Source organism: Alphaproteobacteria bacterium, from assembly GCA_016699735.1.
Taxonomy (GTDB): Bacteria; Pseudomonadota; Alphaproteobacteria; order Micavibrionales; family Micavibrionaceae; genus JAGNKE01.
Window position 1 is genome coordinate 2,106,000 of the sequence record CP065008.1, and the last position, 24,622, is coordinate 2,130,621.

The 24,622-nt window shown below is 53.8% G+C and carries 22 protein-coding genes; 8 read left to right on the forward strand and 14 right to left on the reverse strand.

What is annotated here, in order from left to right; all coding sequences use genetic code 11:
* Positions 1-94: 94 nt before the first annotated feature.
* Entirely contained in the window at positions 95-1,222 is a 1,128-nt protein-coding gene (locus tag IPN28_10470; GenBank protein ID QQS56682.1) for a patatin-like phospholipase family protein, read from the forward strand.
* 3 nt (positions 1,223-1,225) lie between these two features.
* On the opposite strand, the gene IPN28_10475 is transcribed toward IPN28_10470, so the two are convergent.
* The 7 genes from IPN28_10475 to IPN28_10505 form a co-directional block, all read right to left on the reverse strand.
* Positions 1,226-1,834, reverse strand: a complete 609-nt coding sequence (locus IPN28_10475) for a hypothetical protein (GenBank protein ID QQS56683.1) — start codon at positions 1,832-1,834, stop codon at positions 1,226-1,228.
* A gap of 86 nt (positions 1,835-1,920) precedes the next feature.
* Positions 1,921-2,721: a class I SAM-dependent methyltransferase gene (locus tag IPN28_10480; protein ID QQS56684.1), complete on the reverse strand. Its 801-nt coding sequence runs from the start codon at positions 2,719-2,721 to the stop codon at positions 1,921-1,923.
* A gap of 134 nt (positions 2,722-2,855) precedes the next feature.
* Positions 2,856-3,449, reverse strand: coding sequence for a DUF4276 family protein (locus IPN28_10485; GenBank protein ID QQS56685.1), 594 nt, complete (start codon positions 3,447-3,449; stop codon positions 2,856-2,858).
* An 11-nt stretch (positions 3,450-3,460) separates the two neighbouring features.
* Entirely contained in the window at positions 3,461-4,648 is a 1,188-nt protein-coding gene (locus IPN28_10490; GenBank protein ID QQS56686.1) for an AAA family ATPase, read from the reverse strand.
* Between the two features lie 19 nt (positions 4,649-4,667).
* The gene (rpoD, locus tag IPN28_10495) at positions 4,668-6,737 is read right to left on the reverse strand and encodes an RNA polymerase sigma factor RpoD (GenBank protein QQS56687.1); all 2,070 of its coding nucleotides are present in this window, start codon (positions 6,735-6,737) and stop codon (positions 4,668-4,670) included.
* 200 nt (positions 6,738-6,937) lie between these two features.
* The gene (locus IPN28_10500; GenBank protein QQS56688.1) at positions 6,938-8,686 is read right to left on the reverse strand and encodes a DNA primase; all 1,749 of its coding nucleotides are present in this window, start codon (positions 8,684-8,686) and stop codon (positions 6,938-6,940) included.
* A 346-nt stretch (positions 8,687-9,032) separates the two neighbouring features.
* Positions 9,033-9,455 (reverse strand): GatB/YqeY domain-containing protein, encoded by a 423-nt coding sequence (locus IPN28_10505; protein ID QQS58610.1) that lies wholly within the window; start codon positions 9,453-9,455, stop codon positions 9,033-9,035.
* Between the two features lie 128 nt (positions 9,456-9,583).
* Between IPN28_10505 and carA the strand changes: the two genes are divergently transcribed.
* The 5 genes from carA (at position 9,584) to greA (ending at position 16,222) form a co-directional block, all read left to right on the forward strand.
* Positions 9,584-10,744: a glutamine-hydrolyzing carbamoyl-phosphate synthase small subunit gene (carA, locus tag IPN28_10510; protein QQS56689.1), complete on the forward strand. Its 1,161-nt coding sequence runs from the start codon at positions 9,584-9,586 to the stop codon at positions 10,742-10,744.
* A 51-nt stretch (positions 10,745-10,795) separates the two neighbouring features.
* Positions 10,796-11,299, forward strand: coding sequence for a hypothetical protein (locus IPN28_10515; protein QQS56690.1), 504 nt, complete (start codon positions 10,796-10,798; stop codon positions 11,297-11,299).
* Between the two features lie 91 nt (positions 11,300-11,390).
* Entirely contained in the window at positions 11,391-12,314 is a 924-nt protein-coding gene (locus IPN28_10520) for a hypothetical protein (GenBank protein ID QQS56691.1), read from the forward strand.
* Positions 12,298-15,609, forward strand: coding sequence for a carbamoyl-phosphate synthase large subunit (gene carB, locus IPN28_10525; protein QQS56692.1), 3,312 nt, complete (start codon positions 12,298-12,300; stop codon positions 15,607-15,609). The genes IPN28_10520 and carB overlap by 17 nt, the downstream gene beginning before the upstream one ends.
* 139 nt (positions 15,610-15,748) lie before the next feature.
* On the forward strand, positions 15,749-16,222 hold the full coding sequence (gene greA / locus IPN28_10530) for a transcription elongation factor GreA (GenBank protein QQS56693.1): 474 nt from the start codon (positions 15,749-15,751) through the stop codon (positions 16,220-16,222).
* Here greA and IPN28_10535 read toward each other — a convergent pair whose 3' ends face one another.
* Together IPN28_10535 and IPN28_10540 are read right to left on the reverse strand one after the other, a co-directional pair.
* On the reverse strand, positions 16,223-16,471 hold the full coding sequence (locus IPN28_10535; protein ID QQS56694.1) for a hypothetical protein: 249 nt from the start codon (positions 16,469-16,471) through the stop codon (positions 16,223-16,225).
* Between the two features lie 88 nt (positions 16,472-16,559).
* Positions 16,560-17,372: a squalene/phytoene synthase family protein gene (locus IPN28_10540; GenBank protein QQS56695.1), complete on the reverse strand. Its 813-nt coding sequence runs from the start codon at positions 17,370-17,372 to the stop codon at positions 16,560-16,562.
* Between the two features lie 93 nt (positions 17,373-17,465).
* Between IPN28_10540 and IPN28_10545 the strand changes: the two genes are divergently transcribed.
* Entirely contained in the window at positions 17,466-18,098 is a 633-nt protein-coding gene (locus IPN28_10545) for a superoxide dismutase (GenBank protein ID QQS56696.1), read from the forward strand.
* A gap of 184 nt (positions 18,099-18,282) precedes the next feature.
* A complete protein-coding gene (locus IPN28_10550; GenBank protein ID QQS56697.1) occupies positions 18,283-18,999 on the forward strand; it encodes a hypothetical protein in 717 nt (238 codons plus the stop codon).
* 31 nt (positions 19,000-19,030) lie between these two features.
* On the opposite strand, the gene IPN28_10555 is transcribed toward IPN28_10550, so the two are convergent.
* From IPN28_10555 to yajC, 5 genes are all read right to left on the reverse strand, one after another.
* Positions 19,031-21,064, reverse strand: a complete 2,034-nt coding sequence (locus IPN28_10555; GenBank protein ID QQS56698.1) for a hypothetical protein — start codon at positions 21,062-21,064, stop codon at positions 19,031-19,033.
* A gap of 96 nt (positions 21,065-21,160) precedes the next feature.
* Positions 21,161-21,544 carry an Mth938-like domain-containing protein gene (locus IPN28_10560; GenBank protein QQS56699.1) on the reverse strand — a complete coding sequence of 128 codons (384 nt, stop codon included), beginning with the start codon at positions 21,542-21,544 and terminating at the stop codon, positions 21,161-21,163.
* A gap of 1 nt (position 21,545) precedes the next feature.
* Positions 21,546-22,565, reverse strand: coding sequence for a protein translocase subunit SecF (gene secF / locus IPN28_10565; protein ID QQS56700.1), 1,020 nt, complete (start codon positions 22,563-22,565; stop codon positions 21,546-21,548).
* Between the two features lie 10 nt (positions 22,566-22,575).
* Positions 22,576-24,132, reverse strand: a complete 1,557-nt coding sequence (gene secD, locus IPN28_10570) for a protein translocase subunit SecD (GenBank protein ID QQS56701.1) — start codon at positions 24,130-24,132, stop codon at positions 22,576-22,578.
* Positions 24,133-24,145: 13 nt separating this feature from the next.
* A complete protein-coding gene (yajC, locus tag IPN28_10575) occupies positions 24,146-24,541 on the reverse strand; it encodes a preprotein translocase subunit YajC (GenBank protein QQS56702.1) in 396 nt (131 codons plus the stop codon).
* Positions 24,542-24,622 lie beyond the last annotated feature (81 nt).

Consider the following 24,622-nt stretch of genomic DNA (forward strand, 5'->3'; position numbering starts at 1 on the left):
TTTCGCCTCCGGCAAGCCAAAACTTGCAGAACCCGGTTGTTCCCGCTAGACTGCAGGAAAGAGCAAAAAAGCTTGCAAACAGGCGGGTAGGTTTATGAGTATCATTCCCCTTCTTTCGGTCGATGGCGGCGGCATCCGTGGCATCATCCCCGGCCGCGTTCTGGAGTATCTGGAAACCCAGCTCGGCACTCCCATCCAGTCACAATTTTACATGAGCGCGGGTGCATCGGCCGGAGGTTTGATCGTCGCCGCCACATCGCTGGTGGACGGCAAACCGATCCTCACCGCCGGAGAATCAAAAAACCTTTTTATTAACGAAGGTCAGCAGATTTTCCGCAAGGGCTTCCTCTCCCGCACCTTTAACGTCGATCTGCCCAATTTGTTCACCGCAAAATACGACGGCAAACATCTGGACCATGTCCTGCGAGAGACCTTCGGCGACCTGAAACTCTCTGACGTGAATAACGACCTTCTGGTCTCCTCCTACGACATCGTCCGCCGCAAGGAAAAGCTGTTCAAATCATGGGAAGCACGGGGCAATTTCACCAACCCCACCGACCGCGAACAGGGCACGGACCCGCGCAGCAAGGACTACACGCTTTTTGACGTCACCCGCGCTACCAGCTCCGCGCAATCCTATTTCAATGTCCATACCGCCCATAATATGCTGGGCGAGCCCGCGCATTTGATCGACGGCGGCAATTTCGCCAACAACCCGGCCCTGATGCTCTACGCGGATGCGATGCGCCGCTTCGGTGATACACATCAATACGTTGTTCTATCCTTGGGATCGGGCGAGACCGAGCGTCCTCTGGATGTAAACGCCCTCCGCAGCGCGGGGATTATACGCTGGGCCTCCCCCACAGTCGGTATTAATCTGGGAAGTATGCGTTCGCACGATTACATCATGCGGACCCTGCTGCATAAGGATTATATCAGGATGCAGACCGATCTGCGCCGCCAGTCCCCCGACAAACCCGGCCCAAGTGACGATTTCGACGACGCATCAAGGGAAAACATTACCCGACTGGAAGAACGCGCTGAGGAACTGGTCAAGGCCGAAAAGGACCGCTTGGACTGTTTCGTGGAATTCCTGCACGCCAATAAACATAAAACGCAAGCCGAATTGCGGGACGAGCAGGAACATTGCGAAAAAACCAACCCGCGCCCCTCCGCCGCTTGCGACCCGAGTACACTGCCCGAACCGGGAAGTATCAGCTAAAAATCAGAGATTTTTCCGCATCCCGACTTCAAGCTCGGAGATAAGACCGCGCACAATCCGCTCGTTTTCCTCCGAGACATCGTTGATTTTGCTGGTCATCCGCAGGGCTTCCTCCACGCGGTACATCTGATCCTTCGGGATCATTTTCAGCATTTCGGGGCGCAGCTGCTCCTTCATCCTGTCCTGAATAGTCCGTCCATCTTTTTCCTGCTGGATATAATAATAGGTCAGCATGACCCCGTCCGCAGTTTCCGCCCAATCCTCGGCTGAAGCAAACTTGTACTTTTCGGCAAGCTCTTTAATAGCGGCGTAATGCGCGGGAGACTCGGAACTCATCTTCTTCACGAGATTACGGTAAGGGGCATAATTTTTTTCCAGGATAACCGCAGGCTTGATCCTCAGGGGATCATCCTTGCCTTCATAACCAATCTTCGCACGGACTGTTGGCAATTCATCAAGACTATCGACAAAATTGCTGGCCTTGTCTTCATCCAGGTTGACCATTTCATAAACAACGGGAACATCCTCTTCCGTGACAGGCCCTGCATAAACGGGTTGAGAGATAAAGCTGGCCAGAAAAAGCGTACAAAGAAGAAAAACAACATGAGGCATGAGCAGACGTCCTAAATAATAATCGAATAGTTTTTATAGACCTTAAGTATATACGGCACTGAATTTATCAACCTTCGAAAAAACCTCTAAGTCCTTTCGGCAATCACCAGCGTTTCCTGGGGATTCAGTTGTAAAGCGCCCGCCTCCTCGGGAAAATGGTCAAAACCGTTAAACGGACTGACCTTAAAACCCTCCCCGCTTAACCGGGCGATAAAATCCTCTTTTCCGTATAAACGCACATGGTCCCACTGGCCGAAGCGGCGCTCCTGCTCACCCGGATCGTTGATATCCGGCTGCTCGTCCGTCCCCTGCCCGTCCGTGGCCAAAGGAACCATGAGCATGGCAACCCCGCCCGGTTTAAGAACGCGCAGGATCTCCCGCATCGCCTTGCGGTCGTCGGGAATATGTTCCAGTACGTGCGAACAGATCACGATATCGAAGTCGCCATCCTTAAAGGGCATGGCGGTGATGTCCGCCTTCTGGATACGCTCGATATGGCGGTAACGGGCCAGATCGAGATCGCTGGCCACATAATCAACCTGCTTGTGGCGCTTGAGCCAGAGATAAAGCCCGAAATCGGGAGCGATATGAAGAATCCGCAAGGGCTTCACGCCCACACCCGCTACATTCTTGAGATAAAGCATCATCAGCCGCGTCCGGTCCGCGCTGCGGCAAGCAGGGCACTGGTCATGCTCCCGGATCATGCCTCCAACCACCTTCCGGCGGTGAAGCACCTCGAAATCCGCGCCATGGGAAATATATTTGCTAACCGAGGCCTCGCACAGCGGGCAGGTCACCGCCGCCCCGCTATATATCATGCGCCGCAAGCCATAGCGCACGGGCTGCGGCAGAGCGCCTGTCAATCTTCGGCGGAGAGAGAGTTGCATCGGATATCACCTTTCTGAACAAATCACGCGCTGGAAGCGCAGGACATTAACACGATTGAATTTTCACGACAAGTTTTGGGCGCACCTGCATGGCCAACGCCCAGACTGAATGATAAGCAAAAACCGGGCCAGCACTAGTAATTGGGACGCAAAAGTGAAGAAACATCTCTATAAAACTTATTAAAAGAACCCGAATTCGTTCTTGCCAGATTAATATCAAATTTATTAGTAAAGGGAGGTTGGTCGACCGTCGGACTATACCTGTTTCCTGACATTCTCCCACTTAGCCATCCTTTTGCATCTCTAATATCCTCAGCGTTGGCAGGTACAAGCAAATTTTCAGGCAAACCGCGATACCCTGCCAATGAAGAGGCAGAAGCAAGAAACCAAGACTCAAACTCACTTTTTGCAAGAATGACCTTAAAGTTTCCATCTGACCTTATTGATTCTGCTCTCTGCTTTAATTCAGCCCCTTTTACAGCAGGGCAATCATCATCGGCATCCAAGAGTATTATTGTAGCACCGCCCATACCAGCTTTTCGAACAGCTAGTTCGACCATTTTTCTGTATTCTAGATTATCATTGAATTTAGATCGATGAAGCCTGAGACAAGGGCGCATAATTCTATAAGAAAAAGACGGGTCAACATCATAAATTACTCTATCTATTAACAATGGTAGGGAGTCTACGTCTCCATGGCCTTCAACAATGCAAGAAATAGTCAGCAAAATAATTATTCCTAAGTCTCATCGTCAGTGAAATTTACCATTCCTTCATCGGGAACAAGCTGTCCAAGACGAAGCAGTTCGCCAGCCGTAACAAGTTTCTCTTTTATGGCACTTCTACCTGCTTCATCTATTTTGGCAATTCTAGTTGTTCCCTTTTCTGAACTTACTGCCAAAATACTGTCGTCGGAAATATCAGGATGATCGAGAAGGTCGGGGCTATGGCTGGTGACAATAATTTGGGTGTTCATAGACGCCTCATTCAGGGCTTCACGCAAAACCCCTGCTGCTGCGGGATGCAATGCTGCTTCAGGTTCTTCAATTCCGACAAGTGGAATTTTACTATCTAAATCCTTTCTGGATTGAAAAAGCGCTATCAATACTCCCAAGGCTCGTAAAGTGCCATCTGACATATTTGCTGCCAGAAATCTCCATGGATCTTTTGATCCTAAAACTTGTTGCTTAAATTCTAGAGTCTCTTTAGGACCAACAATTTTAAATTCAACCCCTTCGACACTAGGAACAACTTTAGAGAGGAATTCTTCAATTCTTCTTTTTATTGCAATATGCTGCTCCAATTGCCTAACGACACTAGCAATATTATGACCATCTCTTTGCAGTATTTCCCCTGTGTCCGGTGCCTGCAGCTCTCTGATAATTTCTGGGTTAAGATTATAAAAGCCCATATGAGAGAGACTTTCATAAATCTTTCTGAATTCTGGTAAACCAGAAACATTAACAAGATATAAACGATCACTAGATGCTGCGGGTGGCTGACTACTAATGCTGGAGGATATAACTTGGCCACGCTCTACTCTATAGTGTGCGCTTTTTTGAAAAAAAGCATTAAATTGACACTCTTCGCTGCGAACCTCAAAACCACCTTTTGGTTGCGCGGAAATTTCAAATTCATAAAAACCTGAACCACCCATACGATCTTGAAAATGAAGTTTTATTTTCAAATTTCTAGGGTGACCTGTTGACCGCCGCCTTACTTCTTTGATCCCGTTTCTATCACGCAAAGCATGGTCAAGAGTGGTATTTAATGAGTCAGAAACTAGCCTCAAAGCATCAAGAAAATTACTTTTTCCCGATCCATTCGGCCCAACAAGATATGTCAAAGGCTTAAGCTCAACGTCGCAGTACCCTATACTACGATAGTTCTTTAATATAACCCTTGTAATAAATCTTGAATCGCCCACAATAACTAGCTTTTAAAAATCAAGTATCCAAAAAACTCCGCAGCTTGCGCGAGCGGCTCGGATGTTTGAGCTTCCGCAGCGCCTTCGCCTCAATCTGACGGATGCGCTCACGGGTCACGTTGAATTGCTGCCCGACTTCCTCAAGAGTATGGTCAGTATTCATGCCGATCCCGAACCGCATCCGCAGAACGCGTTCCTCGCGGGGAGTCAGGGAGGCCAGAACCCGCGTGGTGGTTTCACGAAGATTGGAATGGATTGCGCTTTCAATCGGCAAAATCGCGTTCTTATCCTCGATGAAATCACCCAGAGAAGAGTCCTCCTCGTCCCCGATCGGCGTTTCAAGCGACACCGGCTCCTTGGCGATCTTGAGAACCTTGCGGACCTTGTCCAAGGGCATATGCAGGCGCTCAGCCAGTTCCTCGGGCGTCGGCTCGCGGCCGATTTCATGCATCATCTGGCGCGAGGTCCGCACCAACTTGTTGATCGTCTCGATCATGTGTACCGGAATACGGATCGTACGCGCCTGATCGGCGATTGAACGGGTAATCGCCTGCCGGATCCACCACGTTGCATAAGTCGAAAATTTGTAGCCCCGGCGGTATTCGAATTTATCGACCGCCTTCATCAGGCCGATATTGCCCTCCTGAATCAGATCAAGGAACTGCAGACCGCGGTTGGTGTATTTCTTGGCAATCGAAATCACGAGCCGCAGGTTCGCCTCGACCATTTCCTTCTTGGCCCGTCCGGCTTCGGTTTCGCCCTTTTTGACAGTCCCAACGATGCGGCGGAATTCGGCGATGGGCAGCATGGCCTCGTCCGAAATCGCCGCGATCTGGTCGCGCATCGGCGCAATAGACTGCTCATGCTTGTCGGCAAATTTAACCCAGCCCTTGTCTTTCAACTTGCCAACACGGTTGAGCCATTTCTTATCCAGTTCGGACCCATAATACTCCTCAAGGAACCGTTCGCGCTTGACGCCGCAATCGACAGCCAGACGCATGAGCTTGCCCTCAATGGCCACGAGTTCCCTGTTGATGGTGTAAAGACGGTCAATCAGTTGCTCGATCCGCGCATTATTAAGATGCACGTCATTCATATGTCCGACCATCTCGCTCTTGAGCTTGTTGTATTTCTTATCGACATCCACAGGCGGCTTTTTACCCTTCGTCAGCCACTCCATGCGTTCGTCTTGGACCTTACGCATCTTTTTGTAGGTCTTCTGGATTTTCGCAAAAATTTCGAACACCAGCGGCGCGAGTTCCTCCTCCATAGCAGAAAGCGAAACATTGCTCTCGTCATCGAGCATATCGGCTTCGGGATCGGCGTCCGGATCGGGCTGCGGCTGCTCCTCGGGTTCCTCGTCCTTACTTTTTTTTCCGGATTTTTTCACCGGAGCCGGCTCAGCCTTCAGCGGAGCAGCTTTCTTTGCGGCGGGTTTCTGGTCCTTGGCCGATTTGGCTTTGGGCAGTTCGTCGGCCTGAGGCTGAGGCTTGACGAAAACCGGCGCTTCACCGTCCGGCCCTTGATTATACGTCGCCTCAAGGTCGATCACCTCACGCAACAGGATATCCCCGTTTTGCAGCGCCTCATACCAGGCGATAATGGATTCAATCGCCAGCGGGCTTTCGCAGATACCGCCGATCATCAATTCGCGTCCGGCCTCGATCCGCTTGGCGATGGCAATTTCACCCTCGCGGGAGAGCAGTTCAACCGCCCCCATTTCACGCAGGTACATTCTGACCGGGTCATCCGTACGGCCGGTATCGTCGTCGGCGATATTTCCACGGCCCTCATACTCCCCTTCTTCGGAAGCGGGTTCTGAAGCTCTCCCTGAACCACCCTCGGCTTCAACCTCGTCCTCATTATCGACGACCTGAATCCCCTGCTCGGACAGAGCCGAATAGACATCCTCGATCTGCTCGGCAGTGAACCCCTTAGCGGGAAGCGCCTTGTTGATCTGATCGTTGGTCAGAAAACCCTTTTTCTCCGACACAGTCACAAGCTTGCTGACGATCCCCGCCAGCACATCTTGAGCTTCCCCCGGCTTTTCTTGCTTCTTTTTTTGTTTGACGTTTGCTTTCACGGCCATATTCAAGACACCCAAGTTCCTTTAAGTCTGTCGACTCGCGCAATCCAAAGTCTGTAACTTATTCACGTTTTATATGAATTTCAAAGCGTTATGTCGCGTTTTTTCATATTTTTCAAGAAGATTTCGCGCTTCCAGTTAAAACGCACCCCAAAACGCAAACACTGAAAAAGCCCCAAACAACACCAAAACGCCTGAAAACCCTAGTTTCTATGAGCTTGTTTCTGTGCTGCCGCCTCTTTCCACGCCACCCAACTCGACGCAACACTCTCAGGTTGCGCCCGCGGCGAACAAAACGAAGCGTGAACATACACAGATTCGCTCAAAATGTCATGGATTTCTTCAGAAAATCCTTTGGCGTTCATTTTCTCAATCAACTCGGTGCGCCCGATATTCGAATCTTCCGCCAAGAGGGTCACAAGTTCCTGCCGGAAACGGTCGAGCGCTACATCGGAAACTTCAAGAGAGCCAAGACCTTCCTCGATCTGTTCGTAGATATGCGGATGGTTGACCACGGCGGCCAGCAAAATTCTGGCCGATAAAGTCCGGCGGTGGTCCAGAGGTCTGGCGGGAGAGCGCACGGGCGGCTGGGCAGGAAAGCGGCTGTTGCGGTTCGCGCTGTTCACAGTGTTCTTGGCCGCAGACCGAAAAAATTGCTGCGAAAACCGCTCCAGCAGCTTCTGGCGGTAGAGGCTCTGCACGTCGCGGTCGGCGATCCGCGCCACCTGATCCAGCAACTCCTTTTTCAGTCCGGCCTGCGATTCGGGTGTGGTAAAGACCCGCCCCGCCGTCAAACTGGTCCAGAGAAAATCCACAAGCGGAAGGGCGTTCCCCAGAACTGCCCGGAACGAATCGGCGCCACGCGAACGGATCATCGTATCGGGATCCTCCCCCTCCGGCAGAAAGGCGATCCGTGCGCTCTGCCCCGGCTGAAGCAGGGGCAACAGCCGATCCCGCGCCCGTTCCGCCGCCCGCCGTCCCGCCGAATCACCATCAAAGCAAAGCAGCGGTTCCTTGTCGGAACCGGGGATCATCTTCCACAAAAGCAAGATCTGCTCATCCGTCAGCGCGGTTCCCATCGGCGCAACGGCGCTCTTCATCCCTGCAACAGCGCAGGCAATGACGTCCAGATACCCCTCAACGACAATCGGCGCCTCACCGCTGGTCGCCGCCATCCGCGCATGAGGCTCCCCATAAAGCACACGGCTTTTATTGAACAGGGGCGAATCGGGGGAGTTTATATATTTCGGCGGCTTGAAATCGCCATGATCCGGCGCCCGCAGATGCTCGGGCAGAATGCGCCCGCCAAAGGCCACCGTCCGCCCGCGCCGATCCGTCACAGGAAACATGATCCGCCCGCGGAAAAACGCATACGCCCCGCGCCCTTTCGCGGACTCCTTCAAGACCCCGGCCTGGATCATATCGGCATCAGAATACCCCTGTCCCCTCAGATACTGGCCCAGCAACTGCGCCTCTTCAGGTGCGTAGCCGATCCTGTAGGCCTCGATCGTTTCCGCGTTCAGACCGCGCCCGAGAAGATACCCCAGCGCCTGTTTGTTACGGGTCTCCCGCAAACACTCCTGAAAATAACAGGTCGTCTCCTCCATCAGGGTGAACAAATCCTTCTGACGGCGGGATTGCTCGATATCTCTCGGATTCTGCTGCGGAACCTGCATCCCCGCCTCCGCCGCCAGCGTCTCGACCGCATCCATGAAGGAGAGATTGTCGTGCCGCATCAGAAACCCGATCGAATCCCCGTGCGCCCCGCAGCCGAAACAGTGAAAGAAATGTTTGTCGTCGCTAATGGTAAAGGACGGGGTTTTCTCCCGGTGAAACGGGCAGCAGGCCTTGAATTCCCGGCCCGCCCTTACAACCCTGACCTTCCGCCCGATAATATCGGACAGGGTCAAACGGCTTCGAAGCTCATCCAGAAATCGTGGCGGCAGGGTCATAATAGTCCTTTTGAAAGAGATACCAAGGCGATGCTAGCACCGATCCGGTGGTTAAATCCCAAAAGCTGGAAAAAACCCTGAAAAAATATGTGAGTTGTGTGCATAATATGTTTGCATATGTAAATACACTTGAGTATGATCCGGCCCAATAAAAACAGAAAAATAATAGCCTTTTGGCCATTATTTAATACACAGAAAAAGACCGTAAAATGCCGGACGTATTTAAAAAGAACTGCAAAATCAAGCTGATAGAGTACGGCGAGAACTGCAAGTCCGCGCCCTTCTGGTCAATTCTGAAAGAAAAAGCCAGAACCCTGTGGGCACGCAAGGCCGCTTAACCCGGACCTCAGCCGCCCAGCTTGCTTTTCACGATGGCTCCGGCCTTCCCCATATCGATCTGACCGGCATAGCGGGTTTTCAGCAATCCCATGACCTTACCCATATCCTTGACTCCGGCCGCTCCGGTTTCAGAGATGATCGCCGCAACTGCCGCCTCGACTTCGGCGTCGGAAAGCTGCTGGGGCATATACCCTTGAATGATATCAATTTCCTTCTGCTCTTTCTCGGCAAGATCGTTCCGGTTGGCGGCTTTATATTGCTGGATGGAATCCTGCCGCTGTTTGATCATGGATTGCAGTAAAGAGAGAATTTCGGGATCACCTATACCGCCCTCCGGCCCGCCCTGCCCCCGTGCATCGATATCCTTGCTCTTGATAGCGGCGAGGATCAGACGCAGGGTTCCAACGGCGTCCTTATCCTGCTTTTTCATGGCCTCTTTGTAGGCGTTATTGATTTCTGCACGTTTTTGCACTTTTTTTCCTTTTCTTTTAACTCAAAACACTTTAAGGACAGTGTCTCTAGCAATACCTGCAATCGTTGCTGGAGAACCCACCGAGAATGTCTGATCTGTCTTACGCAAAACGCCCTCAAAATGCAACTGCCGTTCTCGTTCTTGCCGATGGCACCGTGTTCTGGGGAAAAGGGCTCGGCGCGGCCACGACATCCGTCGGGGAAATCTGCTTCAACACGTCCATGACCGGCTATCAGGAAATCCTGACCGACCCCAGCTACGCCGGGCAGATTATCAATTTCACTTTCCCGCATATCGGCAATGTTGGCACGAATAAGGAAGATATTGAAACGCTTAACCCGGCCGCACGCGGTCTGGTCCTGCGCGAGGATATCACCGAACCCTCCAACTGGCGGTCCTTCAAGCCCCTCAATGAATGGCTTAAGGAACATGATATGCCCGGAATATGCGGCATCGATACGCGGGCGCTGACCCGCCGCATCCGCGACAAGGGCGCCCCCAATGGCGTCTTGTGCCACAACCCCGACGGAAAGTTCGATCTTCCGGCCCTGCAGAGACAGGCATCCGATTGGCCGGGACTGGAGGGCATGGACCTCGCCAAGGATGTCTCCTGCACCCAGAGTTATAAATGGGATGAGACCTTGTGGTCTTTGGACAAGGGATATGGGCGTCAGGACAATGCCAAATATAAAGTCGTGGCCATCGATTACGGCGCCAAAAGAAACATCCTGCGCTGCCTGGCCTCTTCGGGCGCAGAGGTAACCGTTGTTCCGGCGAACGCCAGCGCGGCAGATATTCTCTCTCACAAGCCGGACGGGGTTTTTCTCTCGAACGGTCCCGGCGACCCGGAGGCGACCGGAGTCTATGCCGTTCCCGTCATTCGCGAATTGCTCGATAAAAACGTCCCGATCTTTGGCATCTGTCTCGGGCATCAACTCCTTGCGCTGGCGCTAGGCGGAAAGACAAGAAAAATGCATCTCGGCCACCGGGGCGCCAACCACCCGGTGAAAGATATAATGACCGGAAAGGTCGAAATCACGTCCCAGAACCATGGCTTTGAGGTCATCGCCGAAAGCCTTCCGGGCAACGCCGAAGTCACACACATCAGCCTGTTCGATGGAACCAACGAGGGTTTAAGGGTCAAGGATAAGCCGGCCTTCTCGGTGCAGTACCACCCCGAAGCCTCCCCCGGCCCGCAAGACAGCCATTATCTTTTTGACCGCTTTGCCAAAAATATGAAACGATAGCGTGCTGGAAATAATAGGGAATATATTTATATTCATCATGAGGAAATTGTTATGAAAAAATTATATGTGTTGTTCGCACTCTGCCTGACAGGTTCTCTCTTTTCACCTTCGGTCCATGCAGACGTCTGTAGTTGTGAAATGCAGGAGGAAAAAGCCCTTTTCGAAAAGGCTTCTGCAGTTTTTTCTGCAAACTCAATAACCCCAACTGAAACGGCCAATAACGCCTTATGGAATACCTTTGTCGTGACGAATATTGAAAAGACCGACAAGGACTCGGAATTACTGATCAGTTCTTACGAAATTAACGGCGATAAAAGGGCAAAAATCGCCCAGAAAACATCAGATTGCAATTTCAGTTTTGAGGAAGGAAAGCATTACCGTGTCTTCGCCACACTCAAGCAAACCCAAAAAGGCATCCCCTATTTCAGCACCAGTCAGTGTTCGGGAACGAAAGAAATTCCGGCCCCTGATCTGACTCCTTCTTCAGGAGAGCAGGACACTGTGAAACAAGAAAAAAATATCACACCAGAAGGACAGGATGCCCCAACAGAATAGTCCCCGGAATAAGGGTTCAATGCCCCGACACAGAATCTTGTACAATCAAGGTGTCTTCTTTTTTTTATGTCTGTTTTCTGCGTCTTTTCCCATGCCGGTGAAGGCTTGCACCTGCACAGGAGAATTTGAGGAGTATACTTCAAGAACAGATTTCGATCTGATTTTTTATGGTATCCCACTCGAAGAAACTGAAATGGCGCACTCCATGCACATAAGCCGATTCTCTTCTCAGAAAGTCCTCAAACTCAGCGACAGGGCAAAGACCATACTGAACGGCGAAAGCACGGTCACCCTTCTGCAACCTCTCTCGGAATGCGCCTCCATCTTCGAAAAGGGAAAAAGTTACATTATACACGCCGCAGTAACTGAAAATGATTCAGGCACAGAATATCTTACAACAAGCCAATGTTTTGGGACGGGCCGTATATTCTCGAAAGAAGACGCAATCACAGAAGAGCAATTTAAAAAATTGCTTATGGATGCACTGGAAAGTGAAAAAACGGATGCCAGAATCAGCCTGCTAGTGACAGAGGAGAGAGGTCTCGTCCCCGGCCTTTTTGAAAAACTGGGCGTTCAGATTTTTTCAGTCAAAACGAGCGCCAACCCAGAACCCGTCCGGTATTTTTATGCAGACAACACGATAGACGCCATCCCGTCGTTCGGCGGCCAAGGTTTAATGTCGGCTATACTGGTTTCCCGCAAAGACATTCCTCATCTTTCATTGTATTACACCTTTTCCTTCGGCTCGGGGATCCATCGTTCCCATATCGGCCATATTTATAGGGATGGCAACGGAGCAATGGTGAAAATCGACAGCGAAGGGTTTCAGGGTATGGATTTATTTGCCTCAGTGGACGAGGAAGGAAAGACCCATATTCACTCAGGGGATTACAAGGCCTTTAACAAATGGACACCCGATGATAAAAGCCATTTCGTTATCGATCCGTCCGAACGTAGCTTTATCAAACTCACGCCCGTAAACATAAGCCAGAAAAACAATGCCCAAAAGAACTGATATTCAATCCATCTGCATTATCGGCGCGGGGCCGATCATCATCGGCCAAGCTTGCGAATTCGACTATTCGGGAACGCAGGCGTGTAAAGCCCTGAAGGAGGAAGGTTACCGGATCATTCTGGTCAACTCCAACCCGGCGACCATCATGACTGACCCGGAACTGACGGACGCCACCTACGTCGAACCGATTACACCGGAGATCGTCGCAAAGATCCTTGAAAAGGAGCGCCCGAATGCCCTGCTCCCTACCATGGGCGGACAGACCGCTCTCAACACCGCTCTGGCTCTGGCCAAGAACGGAACGCTGGAACGCCTCGGAATCGAGCTGATCGGCGCGGATCAGGAGGCCATCGAAAAAGCCGAAGACCGTGAAAAATTCAAGAGATGTATGGACGAACTCGGTCTCGCGTCAGCAAAGAGCCGTGTGGTCACGACTCTGGAACAGGCTCGTGAGGTCGCACAGGAGATTGGCCTCCCTGCTATTATCCGCCCCTCCTTTACGCTCGGCGGAACCGGCGGCGGTATCGCTTATAACCGTGACGATTACGAACGCATCGTCCGCGAAGGACTTGAAGCCTCGCCGACAAACGAAGTCCTGATCGAGGAATCCCTCCTCGGCTGGAAGGAATATGAAATGGAGGTTGTCCGCGATAAAAACGACAACTGCATCATCGTCTGCTCGATTGAAAATATCGACCCGATGGGCGTACATACCGGGGATTCCATCACCGTTGCTCCGGCCCTGACGCTGACCGATAAGGAATACCAGATCATGCGGAACGCCTCGATCGCCATCCTGCGCGGCATTGGCGTAGAGACAGGCGGATCGAACGTGCAGTTCGCGGTCAACCCTGAAGACGGCCGCATGATCGTCATCGAGATGAACCCGCGGGTATCGCGCTCATCCGCTCTGGCCTCAAAAGCAACAGGTTTCCCCATCGCCAAGATTGCAGCAAAACTGGCGGTCGGCTACACGCTGGACGAACTCGCCAACGATATTACGGGGGGAAAGACGCCAGCCTCCTTCGAACCCACGATTGATTATATCGTCACGAAAGTTCCCCGTTTTGCTTTTGAAAAATTCAAAGGCACGGAAACGATTCTCTCAACAGCGATGAAATCGGTCGGCGAAGCCATGTCGATTGGCCGCAGTTTTGAAGAATCCTTACAAAAATCCATGCGCTCCCTCGAAAAGGGTCTGACAGGCCTGAATCCCCTGCCCGTCCGGGGTTCAAAGGGCAGCGAGGACAATTCCTCCCGCGATCTTCTCGTCGCCGCCATTGCCAAACCCGCGCCGCAGAGAATCCTCTATATCGCTGAAGGATTGCGTCAAGGTCTGTCTGTCGAAGAAATTCAAGACATCAGTAAATACGACCCATGGTTCCTGCAGCGGATTGAAAATATTATCCGCGCCGAAAAAGAAATTCTGGACAACGGCCTTCCCGTGAACGCCGAGGGCTGGATGAAGGTAAAAAAATTGGGCTTCTCCGATGCCCAGCTCGCGCAACTCATGAAAGTCTCCGAAGCCAGCGTCCGCAAGGCCCGCTATGCCCATAATGTGCACCCCGTCTTCAAGCGCGTGGATAGCTGCGCGGCGGAAATCCCCTCCGAAACCGCCTATATGTATAGCTGCTACGAGGGCAACGGCCTTGAACCCGCCGAGAATGAAATCGAACCGACGAACCGCAAAAAAGTCGTGATCCTCGGCGGCGGCCCCAACCGGATCGGTCAGGGCATAGAATTCGATTACTGCTGCGTCCACGCGGCCTATGCGCTGAAGGAAGCCGGTTACGAAACCATTATGATCAACTGCAACCCCGAAACGGTTTCGACAGATTACGATACCTCCGACCGCCTCTATTTCGAGCCACTGACCGAAGAAGATGTGGTTGAAATCATTCACGCGGAACAGAAAAACGGCGAAGTGCTGGGAGTCATCGTCCAACTGGGCGGGCAGACTCCGCTCAAGCTTTCTCAAGCCCTTCAAAAACACGGCATTCCCATTCTGGGCACATCCCCGGACGCCATCGACCTCGCCGAGGATCGGGAGAGATTCCAGAAGCTTCTTAAGAAACTTGGCTTGCGTCAGCCGCCGAACGCTCTCGCACGCTCGAAGCAGGAAGCCCTCGGCATTGCCGAGGACATCGGCTTCCCCATCGTCATTCGCCCGTCTTATGTTCTGGGCGGACAAGCGATGGAGATCGTGCACAACATGGCTGAGTTGGAGGAGTACATCAACACGGCGGTAAAAGTTTCCGGAGACACGCCCGTCCTGCTCGACCGCTATCTGAAAAGCGCCATCGAGATTGATGTTGATGCCTTGTGCGACGGCGAGGAAGTCTTCGTCGCCGGAATCATGGAGCATATCGAGGAAGCGGGCATTCACTCCGGCGACAGTATGTGCGTTCTTCCGCCCCACTCCCTGTCATCAGAGACGGTGCGAAGCATCGAAGAGCAAACTGTAAAATTGGCCAAAGCGTTATACGTCAAAGGATTGATGAACGTCCAGTTCGCAGCAAGACGCAATGAAGAGACGGGCGAGTTCGATATTTATATTCTCGAAGTCAACCCGCGAGCCTCACGCACCGTGCCGTTCGTGGCCAAAGCCACCGGAACACCGGTGGCTAAAATTGCTGCCCGCATCATGGCCGGCGAAAAACTCGAGGACTTCCGCTCGATCTTGCAGCCCATGAGCACGAAGCACTCGGCCGTGAAGGCGCCCGTCTTCCCATTCAACCGCTTCCCCGGCGTCGATCCGCTTCTGGGACCGGAAATGAAATCCACCGGCGAAGTCATCGGTCTGGATGTAGACCTAGCCCACGCGATTGCCAAATCCATGCTGGGCGCAGGAATAAAACTTCCCGTCAAAGGCACCGTTTTCTTGTCGGTCAAAGATTCCGACAAGGAGGAACTGCTGCCCATCGCCCGTGACCTTATCGCCATCGGTTTTGATCTTGTGGCTACCGGGGGAACCTGTAAATTCCTCAAGGCCAAGGGAATCAAGGTCTCGCGCATCAACAAGGTTCTGGAAGGCCAGCCCCACATCGTGGACGCAATCATCAACGGCAAAATTCAACTCGTCATCAATACGACGACAAAAAGCGCACAGGCCGTGGCCGACTCGTCCTCGATCCGCCGCATGGCCCTGATGAACAAAATCCCCTATTACACCCTGATGACCGCCGCCCGTGCCGCAGTGGAAGCCCTCAAAGCCATCAAGGCGCGGGAACTGGACGTCGCACCGCTGCAATCCTACTTTGAGGATCGCAATTCCAGCAAGGCAGCGGCGGAATAGCGACGTCCTTGACGGAGCGTGCCTGTTTGCGATACGCTTTTTGGTCTGAGCAAAGAATAACGGCACCCCGCCCTTCGGAGGCGGGATGTTTGTTTTAAGTTCAGACCTAATTTTATTTTTTTATTACAGGATTTCATTCATGGACCAGGTTCCTTTGACTAAAGAAGGATTCGTCAGACTCGAAGGCGAGTTGAAAAACCTCAAAAGCGTTCAACGCCCTGCCGTCATTCAGGCGATTGCCGAAGCCCGCGCTCACGGCGATCTTTCGGAGAACGCCGAATATCACGCCGCCCGCGAGCAGCAGAGCTTTATTGAGGGCCGCATACAGGAACTCGAATCCGTCATTGGCCGGGCGCAGGTGATCGACCCGAAGACCATGACCGGACAGGTTGTAAAATTCGGCGCCACCGTCACCGTGGTGGACGAAGATTCAGACGATGAGGAAACCTATCAGCTCGTCGGCGAATATGAATCGGATACGGAAAAAGGAAAACTCTCCATCGGCGCCCCCGTAGCCCGCGCCCTGATCGGAAAATCCGTCGGCGATCTCGTGAAGGTCAAAACCCCCAAGGGTTTGCGGTCCTACGAAATTCTAGACGTCAAATACAAGTAATCAAGCCAGCGTACTGAGACGCTGTTGATCGGCGGACAGGGTCGTCTCCGGTTTTTGCGAGAGAGTAGCAGCAACCTGACGGGCAGCGTCCTCGGCCTGCGACAGACTCAAAGCCTCCTGCGAAATCTTGACCTCATCGACAGGAGCGCCGGATTTCGTTTCTGCTTTTTCCGGCTTTTGTGTCTCCTGCGTTTTCTTCACAGACTGAAGCGGCTGCACGGACCCGGACGGATTGACGGAATCGACCATAAGACTCTCTCCTGATTTAACCTGACATTACCCGGCGCAGCCTCCAACGCCACGCCTCCCTAACCTCGGCGATCATAGCCAAAAACTGCTAAAAAGTGATGAATTTTGTCGCCAAAGTCAGGCGCAGCGCCTTAAACGGCGGCTCCAGCGCATATTGCGGGTCGAAAATATTGTATTTTCGGGCTCTCAGATGCTTGAAATACAGCCCCGCCAGCACCGAAGACGCTTTAAGGAAAATGTTATTCGGCCGGACTCCGATTGTCTGCGCTGCCGCAATTTCGGCCAGCAACCCCGGCAACCCCGCCTGCCGCTCGAACAGGAACAGCTTCTCTCGGGTCACGATATGCTTGACCGTCAGATCTTCGGGAAGATAACACCGCCCCTGTCCCGCATGGGCGGGAACCGCTCGCAAAATCCCCGCCAGCGCATAATTCACCGCCACCGGATAGACCGGCTCCATTTCGGGATCGTCCCCTGTGACTTTAACCGCCAGCTTCATCAGCGGCGTAGAGGTGAAATCCGCGTAATTCAAAAGCCCCTCCAGATTCCCCGGTGAAACATTCTCAAGATCGAACTCCCGCGCATAGGCCAGCGTATCGAACATCTCCCTTGGCAAATCATGCGCCTTGATCGCCAGCGCCAGCGCATCGATAATCGCATTCTCCGGCTGCGCCTTGTTTTCATAAATGCATCCGACGGCCTCGCGCCACCATTGCAGGCGGATCAGCCCGAGCGTGCTGTCACTCACCACTTCCCGCGTTTTCGCCAGTTCGTGGTTATAGGCAAACAACGCCCACAGCGCCTCGCGTGTCTGCGGCGGCGCGAACATCGACAGCAGGAAGCGGTCCCGGTCATGGTCCCGCACGATCTGCCCGCACGTTGAAAGCGCCTGTCCGCCCAAAAGCTCCGCCGTTCAAAAAACCTTGAGAAATTGCCCAAAATGACTAGTGTAGCGTTAGCAGCTTTTAGAGATCATGGAAAGCAGGAGACGATCATGCCCTTTACCCTCCCCGAACTCCCCTACGCCTACGACGCGCTGATGCCTTATATGTCGAAGGAGACGCTGGAATTCCATCACGACAAACACCACAACGCCTATGTCGTGAAGGGTAACGAGCTCGCGCAGGCCGCGGGTCTGGGCGATAAAACTCTGGAACAGGTCGTGGTGTCCTCCTTCAAAAATCCGGCGCAGGCGGGCCTTTTCAACAACGCGGGCCAGCACTGGAACCACATTCATTTCTGGAACTGGATGAAAAAGGACGGCGGCCCGAAAAGCGGCAAGGCCATCCCCGCCAATCTTGAAAGCATGATCAACCAATCCTTCGGCTCGTACGACTCCTTCCGCGGCAAATTCATCGAGGCCGGAATGACACAGTTCGGCTCCGGCTGGTGCTGGCTGATCCTCGATGCCAACGGCAAGCTCGACGTGATGAAGACCCCCAACGGCGAAAACCCGCTGGCGCAGGGCAAGACCGCGCTTCTGGGCTGCGATGTCTGGGAACACAGCTATTACATCGACTACCGCAACGCCCGCCAGAAATATCTGGAGGCCTTCATGGACAGCCTCGTGAACTGGGAGTATGTCGCCGAACTCTTCGAAAAAGGCCCGGTGAAAATCGCGGCTTAAAAAAGCGAAGGAGCCTTAGAATAAGCTTTTGTCAAACTGTAGGCTCTGCCGTCATTAGAACAAAAAGTGAACGATTTTGTTCCTAATATGGGGAAAAATACGAGGGTTTGACCGCTCTTATCGCAATTCTTGTAAGTTTATTATTATCTAAGTAAAATTACAGAAAATATAAACGGGTTTTTTTATGTCTGACGACAAATATCAGGTTGAAATCAGAAGCTATCAGTCTGCGAATATTCCTTTGATCGGCAGGGCTGTTCACAACGAGGTTGTATTTTCCGTCAATGGTCAGCCTCTGTTCGCGTTTAATGGGGATGCCTATAACAGGCGAAGCGGAGAACTCACAAATTTTTCTACATCCGGCGAGGATACTTTAAGGGTTCGGGTATTGGAAGGAGTGGCGCTTCAAGACATAGCGCCCGACTACCCTCTGGTATCACAGACCGTAGCGGCGAATTTATCAAAGGAGGATTTCGTTAGAGGTCTCGCGCAAGCCGTTGAAGCGTCAGAATTTATCAATTCTCAAAATTTGAATTATATCATCGTGGGTGCGCCTATTTTACGCGGACATCACTTTGAGGCTCAAAATTCAAACTCCGCAGCCAATACAATTATGACCGCCATGGGTATTCCTATGCCCGTTGAAGTGCGAAGCCAGTGGGCGCCGGGGCAAGATCGCCTTCTTTTGCCGGAAGGCTGGAAGCCCAGAACGGATTCCATGTCTCACGAAGAGCGCGTGGCTTTCCTGAAAGAGCGGCTTGGAAAACTGGAAGAAAATACTGTGGGCGCACAAGTTCGAAATGACCCCAACCCGAATAAGCCCGAGTTGCATAAACCCCAGGATTTCGTGCGTCCACCATCGCAGATATTTTTTGATCCTAAACAAACTTCGGCTTTCTGAGGTTTGGAGACTCTGATAGTTGGGTTTAACCCTAAGGCTTACACGCCGCCTGCACCAGCGGGTTGTTGCCCGAGTTGGCGCAGATTTTCTCGCGCTGGTCGGCGGGCATGGCGCGGAGCTGCTCAATAAAGGCCTGCGACCGCGCATCGTATTCCGCCTGCGCTCCCGCCCGTGCGTTTGTAAGGCGCTCCTCGACATTCCCAAGCTTGTTGGCCGCCGCGGAAATCACCGCCTGCTCGATCCGCGTGTTGATCGTGCGTTCGATATCGCGCACCCGTTCGGGGGTGATGGCGTTGAGCTGATCGGCCGTGCGGTTAATGGACTCGCGCACTTGCCGCATGATCTCGTCGCGCTGCGGCTCCGTCACCGTGGCGGGGTCGATGCCGCTGCGCTTGAGGATGTCGGGAATCTGCTGGCGGATTTTATCGTAATCGACTTTGAGATGCTCCAGCGCCCGCTCTCGCGCCCGCTGGAAATCCTCCTGCACCTGAACCTGCTGGCGCTTGTCGTAGGTGCCGACATAGGCGCTATGCAGCGCCACGGCGGCCTTGGCATATTCCATCGTCGGATCGCTGGCGGCGGTGCGGTTCATGTCTTCCATCACCTTCGCGTAACCCTCATAACCCGCGGCGCGATAAGCGGCGATGACCTGCGTGATCTGCGCGGCGGGAAGCTTGTTCTGCGCCGATTCAGACGGCGTGGCGCTGCGCCGGATCATATCCAGCACCTCCTGCGCCCGGTTGTAATCCTCGACGATATCGGTCTTTGTCGGCAGGAGATTCAGGGTGGCGAGGTTTTTGGGCGCCACCGTCTCGCTTCCCCCCGCCGCGCTCTGGAATTTCGGCTGGATATTTTCAACCGCCCCCAAAGCCGGACGCATCCCGAGCATCCGCCCCGTGACCATCCCCGAATGTTCGTTCATGGCCAGCGACGGATCGGCGATTTTCTTGCGGACATAATCGGCGAGAATATCCCTCTGCCCCGGCGAGGCCTTGAGAGCGTCGAGAATCCGCGCCTGCGTTTCCGGCTTCTGCGCCTTGGGATCGGAACCGAGCATCCGGTCCAGATCGCTGATAGCGCGGGACGCCGCCCGCATCTGGGTTTTATCGTCCTTGGCCGCCGTAATGTCCGCCGGAGTGACGAGGGAGAGTTTCTGCACCTCGGCCATAAAGGAAGCAGGATTGAGGACGGTGGAACCCGTTGCCTGCGGAGTGGCAGGCGTGGCCGCAGCAGCAGCGGGAATTTGATAAACGGAAACTTTGGGAGAGCCTTGCAGGGCCGCAGCACTGGCTGTGGCCGCAGGTGCGGCGTTCAGCGCATCTCTGGCCTTGGAGAATCCGGCAATCATCACCTGTTCCGCCGCCGCCTTTTTCTGGCTGTCGGCGCCCTGAACCAGCGTCCCCGGAATGTCATACGCAAACCCCTGCGAACGCAGATCGGTCTTCAGATCGGCGGCGCTCACTATCCCATCGCGGATCAAATCGCTATTAACAAAGGCGCGGCGCACCCGCACCAGTTCGCCTTTGCCCTCCTGCGTCAAGGGCGTGCCCTTGGGGATTTCATTACGGTCGATCCGCGCCTGATGGCGGGTCCGCATCCGCTCCGCATCAAAAGGATCGACGAACTCGCCCGACTGCGACCAGGCGTAATCCAGCCCGTTCTGCTCGGGTACGATTTTCCCGGAGCCGGGAATATAATAAACCTCGCTGACATTCGCCTGCCGGACTTCGCCCGTCGTCGCATTGACCCACGCCTTCTTGTCGCCATAGCTCACGGTGTTGGCACGGTCGGCGGACGGGCGGCTGGTGTAAAGATTATCGAACTGCGCCTGCGTATTGAGCAGGACGAAACTGTTGAACGCGCCACCGGGCTGGTCGCGCTTGAGCCAGACGGAATAATTCTGCGTCTGCCCCTGCGCGTCGCGCACACCGATCGTCAGCCCGCCCCCGTCTACGGGGTGGTAAAGGTAATCCGCGGGCCAGGTATTACTCACCTGCTGCCTCTGCCGCACGGTTTCCAGATAAGCCGCCAGTTCCGGCGGAGTGTTGAGATTAGGCCCGGCCATGCACCCTCATATACTTAAAAAAACCGTTTCGGTTCATAATCTTATTTATTAGCCAACCAGTATAAGGCTTTAGGCGCCGGGATGCAAATTCATCCCCTACCCCGCCGGAACGGGCAGCAAAACCGCCGCCACACGCCTCCCCTCGGCCATAAGGACGTTATAAGTGCGGCAGGCCGCTCCTGTATCCATCGTTTCGGGTTTCAGGTTCCCCAGCCCCCTTTTCTGCGCGGGGGTCAGAATGACCTGCCCGGCCCCGGTCCCGAAAAGCACAACATCGGCAGAACCGATAACACTCTCTAAAACCATGAAATCGTCGGAAATTAGTTCCTGCAAACGAAAAGAGGGCACAGCCCAAGGTATTGTCCCCTCGGGCCGGATGATCACCGCGCCCTTATAAACGACCCCGGTAATTTTAAACGAACCGCCCGCATAGCTCTGGATGATCTGCTGCCCCTTTTTGACAAGCGGCGTGACATCCATCTCAAGCCGCCTCGGGGGTTTGATCGCCTGAAGGCTTGAGGGATGACGGCCGGACGCCCAGATAGACCAGAAGCGGCGCCGCGACATAAATGGAGGAATAGGTGCCGACGACAATCCCGAAGATCAGCGCATAGATAAACCCGCGGATGACCTCCCCGCCGAAAATATAGAGCGCAAACAGCGCCAGCAGGGTCGTGAAGGAGGTCATAGTCGTGCGCGGCAGCGTCTCGTTGATCGCCACGTTAATCAATTCCGCCAAGGGCTTCTTTTTGTATTTCCGCATATCCTCGCGGATTCGATCGAACACGACCACGGTATCATTCACTGAATAACCCGCAACAAGAAGGATGGCGGCCAGAGTCGAAACGTCGAACTGCATCCGCGTAAGCGAGAACAACCCCAAAGTCAGCACCACGTCATGCAGGGTCGTCGCCACGGTCGCGGAGATGGCAAACTGCCATTCGAACCGCAGCCAGATATAACCCATGATCGCCAAAATCGACAGAGTGATAGCAATAAGACCCTGCCGCTTCAACTCCTCGCCGACCTGCGGCCCCACAAACTCCACGCGTCGGTAATCGACCTCGCCGGATTTAAAAAAGCTTTTCAAACGGCCCTGAACCTTTGCAATCGCTTCGCTTTGGGCGGTCGGACACGGCGTCTGATCGTTGGCCTTGCGGTTCTGCTCCAGGCAATCCTGATACACTTTGAGGGATTCGGGCGTTTCCTTCTGCTGCGGCAAACGGATCAGCAAGTCCTGGGGTTGACCGAACTCCTGAATCAACACATCGCCGAGGCCAAGCGCATTCAAGCCTTCACGAAGCTTTCCAATGTCCGGCTTTTCCGGGGTACGGATTTCAATAGCGGTTCCCCCGGTGAAATCAATCCCGAAATTCAGGCCGCGGGTGCCGAGAAGGAAAAAGGAGCCGAACACAAGAGCCAAAGACAGTAAAAACGCAAAATAGCGGTAACGGAAAAAATTGACGTTGATCGTATGGGGAATGAGAGTTAAACCGCGCATCGAAACCTCCCTACACCGGAACCGTGGCGCCGGGCTTCGACCGCCGCAGCCACCAGAGAACCATCAGCCGCGTAATCATCACCGCTGAAAACATGGAGGTCAGGATACCGATGCTGATCGTCACCGCAAACCCCTTGATCGGCCCCGTGCCGAACGCAAAAAGGATAGCCGCGGGAATCAGGGTCGTGAGGTTGGAGTCCACGATGGTCGCCATCGCCTTCCCGTACCCGGTATCAATGGCCGAGATGTTCGAGCGTCCGGCCCGCAGCTCCTCGCGGATCCGCTCGAAGATCAGCACGTTGGCATCCACCGCCATCCCCATGGTCAGCACGATCCCGGCAATCCCCGGCAGGGTCAAAGTTGCCTGCAGAACCGAAAGCAGCGCCAGAATCATCAGGACGTTGATAAAAAGGGCGACAACGGCAAAAAATCCGAAAAGCCCGTAAGCAATCATCATGAAACCCATGACAAACAGCAAACCGAAAAGACTTGCCGTTTTTCCGGCGGCCACGGAGTCGGCGCCGAGTGAAGGCCCGACGGTGCGCTCTTCGGCGATGGTCATCGGCGCAGGCAGGGCGCCGGCGCGCAGGAGAACCGACAGATCGTTCGCCTCCTGAACACTGAAATTCCCTGAAATCTGCCCTTGCCCGCCACAGATCGCCTCCTGGATCACCGGAGCGCTGATGATCTCGTTATCGAGAACGATGGCAAAGGGCTTGCCGACATTGCTGCGGGAGGCATCGCAGAATTTCCGCGCACCTGTGGAATTGAGACGGAAACTGACCACCGTCCGGCCGTTCTGGTCGAAGCTCGGCTGGGCGTTATCAAGCATATCGCCCGTGATGATCGCCCGTCTCTTGACGTTCATTTTCTGCCCCGGCTCCTCGACCATAGGCAGGGTCATATCGCCCGCCGACCGTGCGCCGGACTGATCGACCAGATGGAAACCCAGCTTGGCCGTCCTGCCGATGATCCGTTTAATATCGTTTGAGTCGGCGCCCGGAACCTGCAGCAAAACGCGGTTATCCCCCTGCCTTTGGATCGTCGGCTCGGTCGTGCCGAGCTGATCGACGCGGCGGCGGACGATTTCAATCGACTGGCCGAGAACCTGCCCCTGAATCTCCTTGATCTGCGCGGCATCCATAACCGCCTCAACGCTCAGCCCGTCCTCAGACGTGGTCACCAGATAGCGCGAATCCATGGCACGGATCAGACCACGCACGGCTTCGGCATCCTTGGCCTCCTTGAGCGTAACCCGCGCCCCTTTGAGGATAGTGCCGAGCTTCGAATAGCCGATCTTTTTCTCCACCATGCGCTGACGCAGATCCTGCTCCAGCATATCGGCACGTTCCTTGTAGACATAATCCATATCGACCTCGAGAAGCAGGTGCGCCCCGCCCCTGAGGTCCAGACCCAGATTCACGCTGCTTTTCGGAAATCCGGCAGGAAGATTGTCTTGCATCCATTTCAGCGTGTCAGCACTCACGAAAGTCGGCAGGCTGTAAGCCACGCTCCAAAGCGAAACGGCCAGAATAAGAAGGGTCTTCCAGAGCGGCGTACGAAGCATGAATCAGGCTTTTCTATTTCTTCTTTTCGCCTTTGGTCTTGGCGTCGTTCGCAGCGGGCTTGAGAACATCCTCGGCCTTGCCCTGGATGCTCGAGCGCAGAGCTGTAACCTTAAGCCCGTTCCCCAGATCGACCACCATCTCGCGATCATCGACGATCTTGTCGATCTTTCCGACCAGCCCGCCTCCGGTTACAACGCGATCACCCTTTTTAAGGTCGGAGAGCATCGTGCTATGCTCCTTGAAACGGCGCTGCTGCGGCATGATGAGCAGGACGTAAAAAAGGATCACCAGAAGCCCGACCAGAGCCATATTCCAGATGAACGCCTCACTCGCCGTTGGTGCATCGGCCAAAGCTTCAATATTCTCGGCGTTTTCGGCGGCGGCGGCATAAGCCTTTGCGATGAACATGAATTCTGCCCCTTCAAGCTCTTGAAAATTCGATGAGTTCAGGATGCTGAATATAACCGCTGGAACGGCAAACGCAAGCCC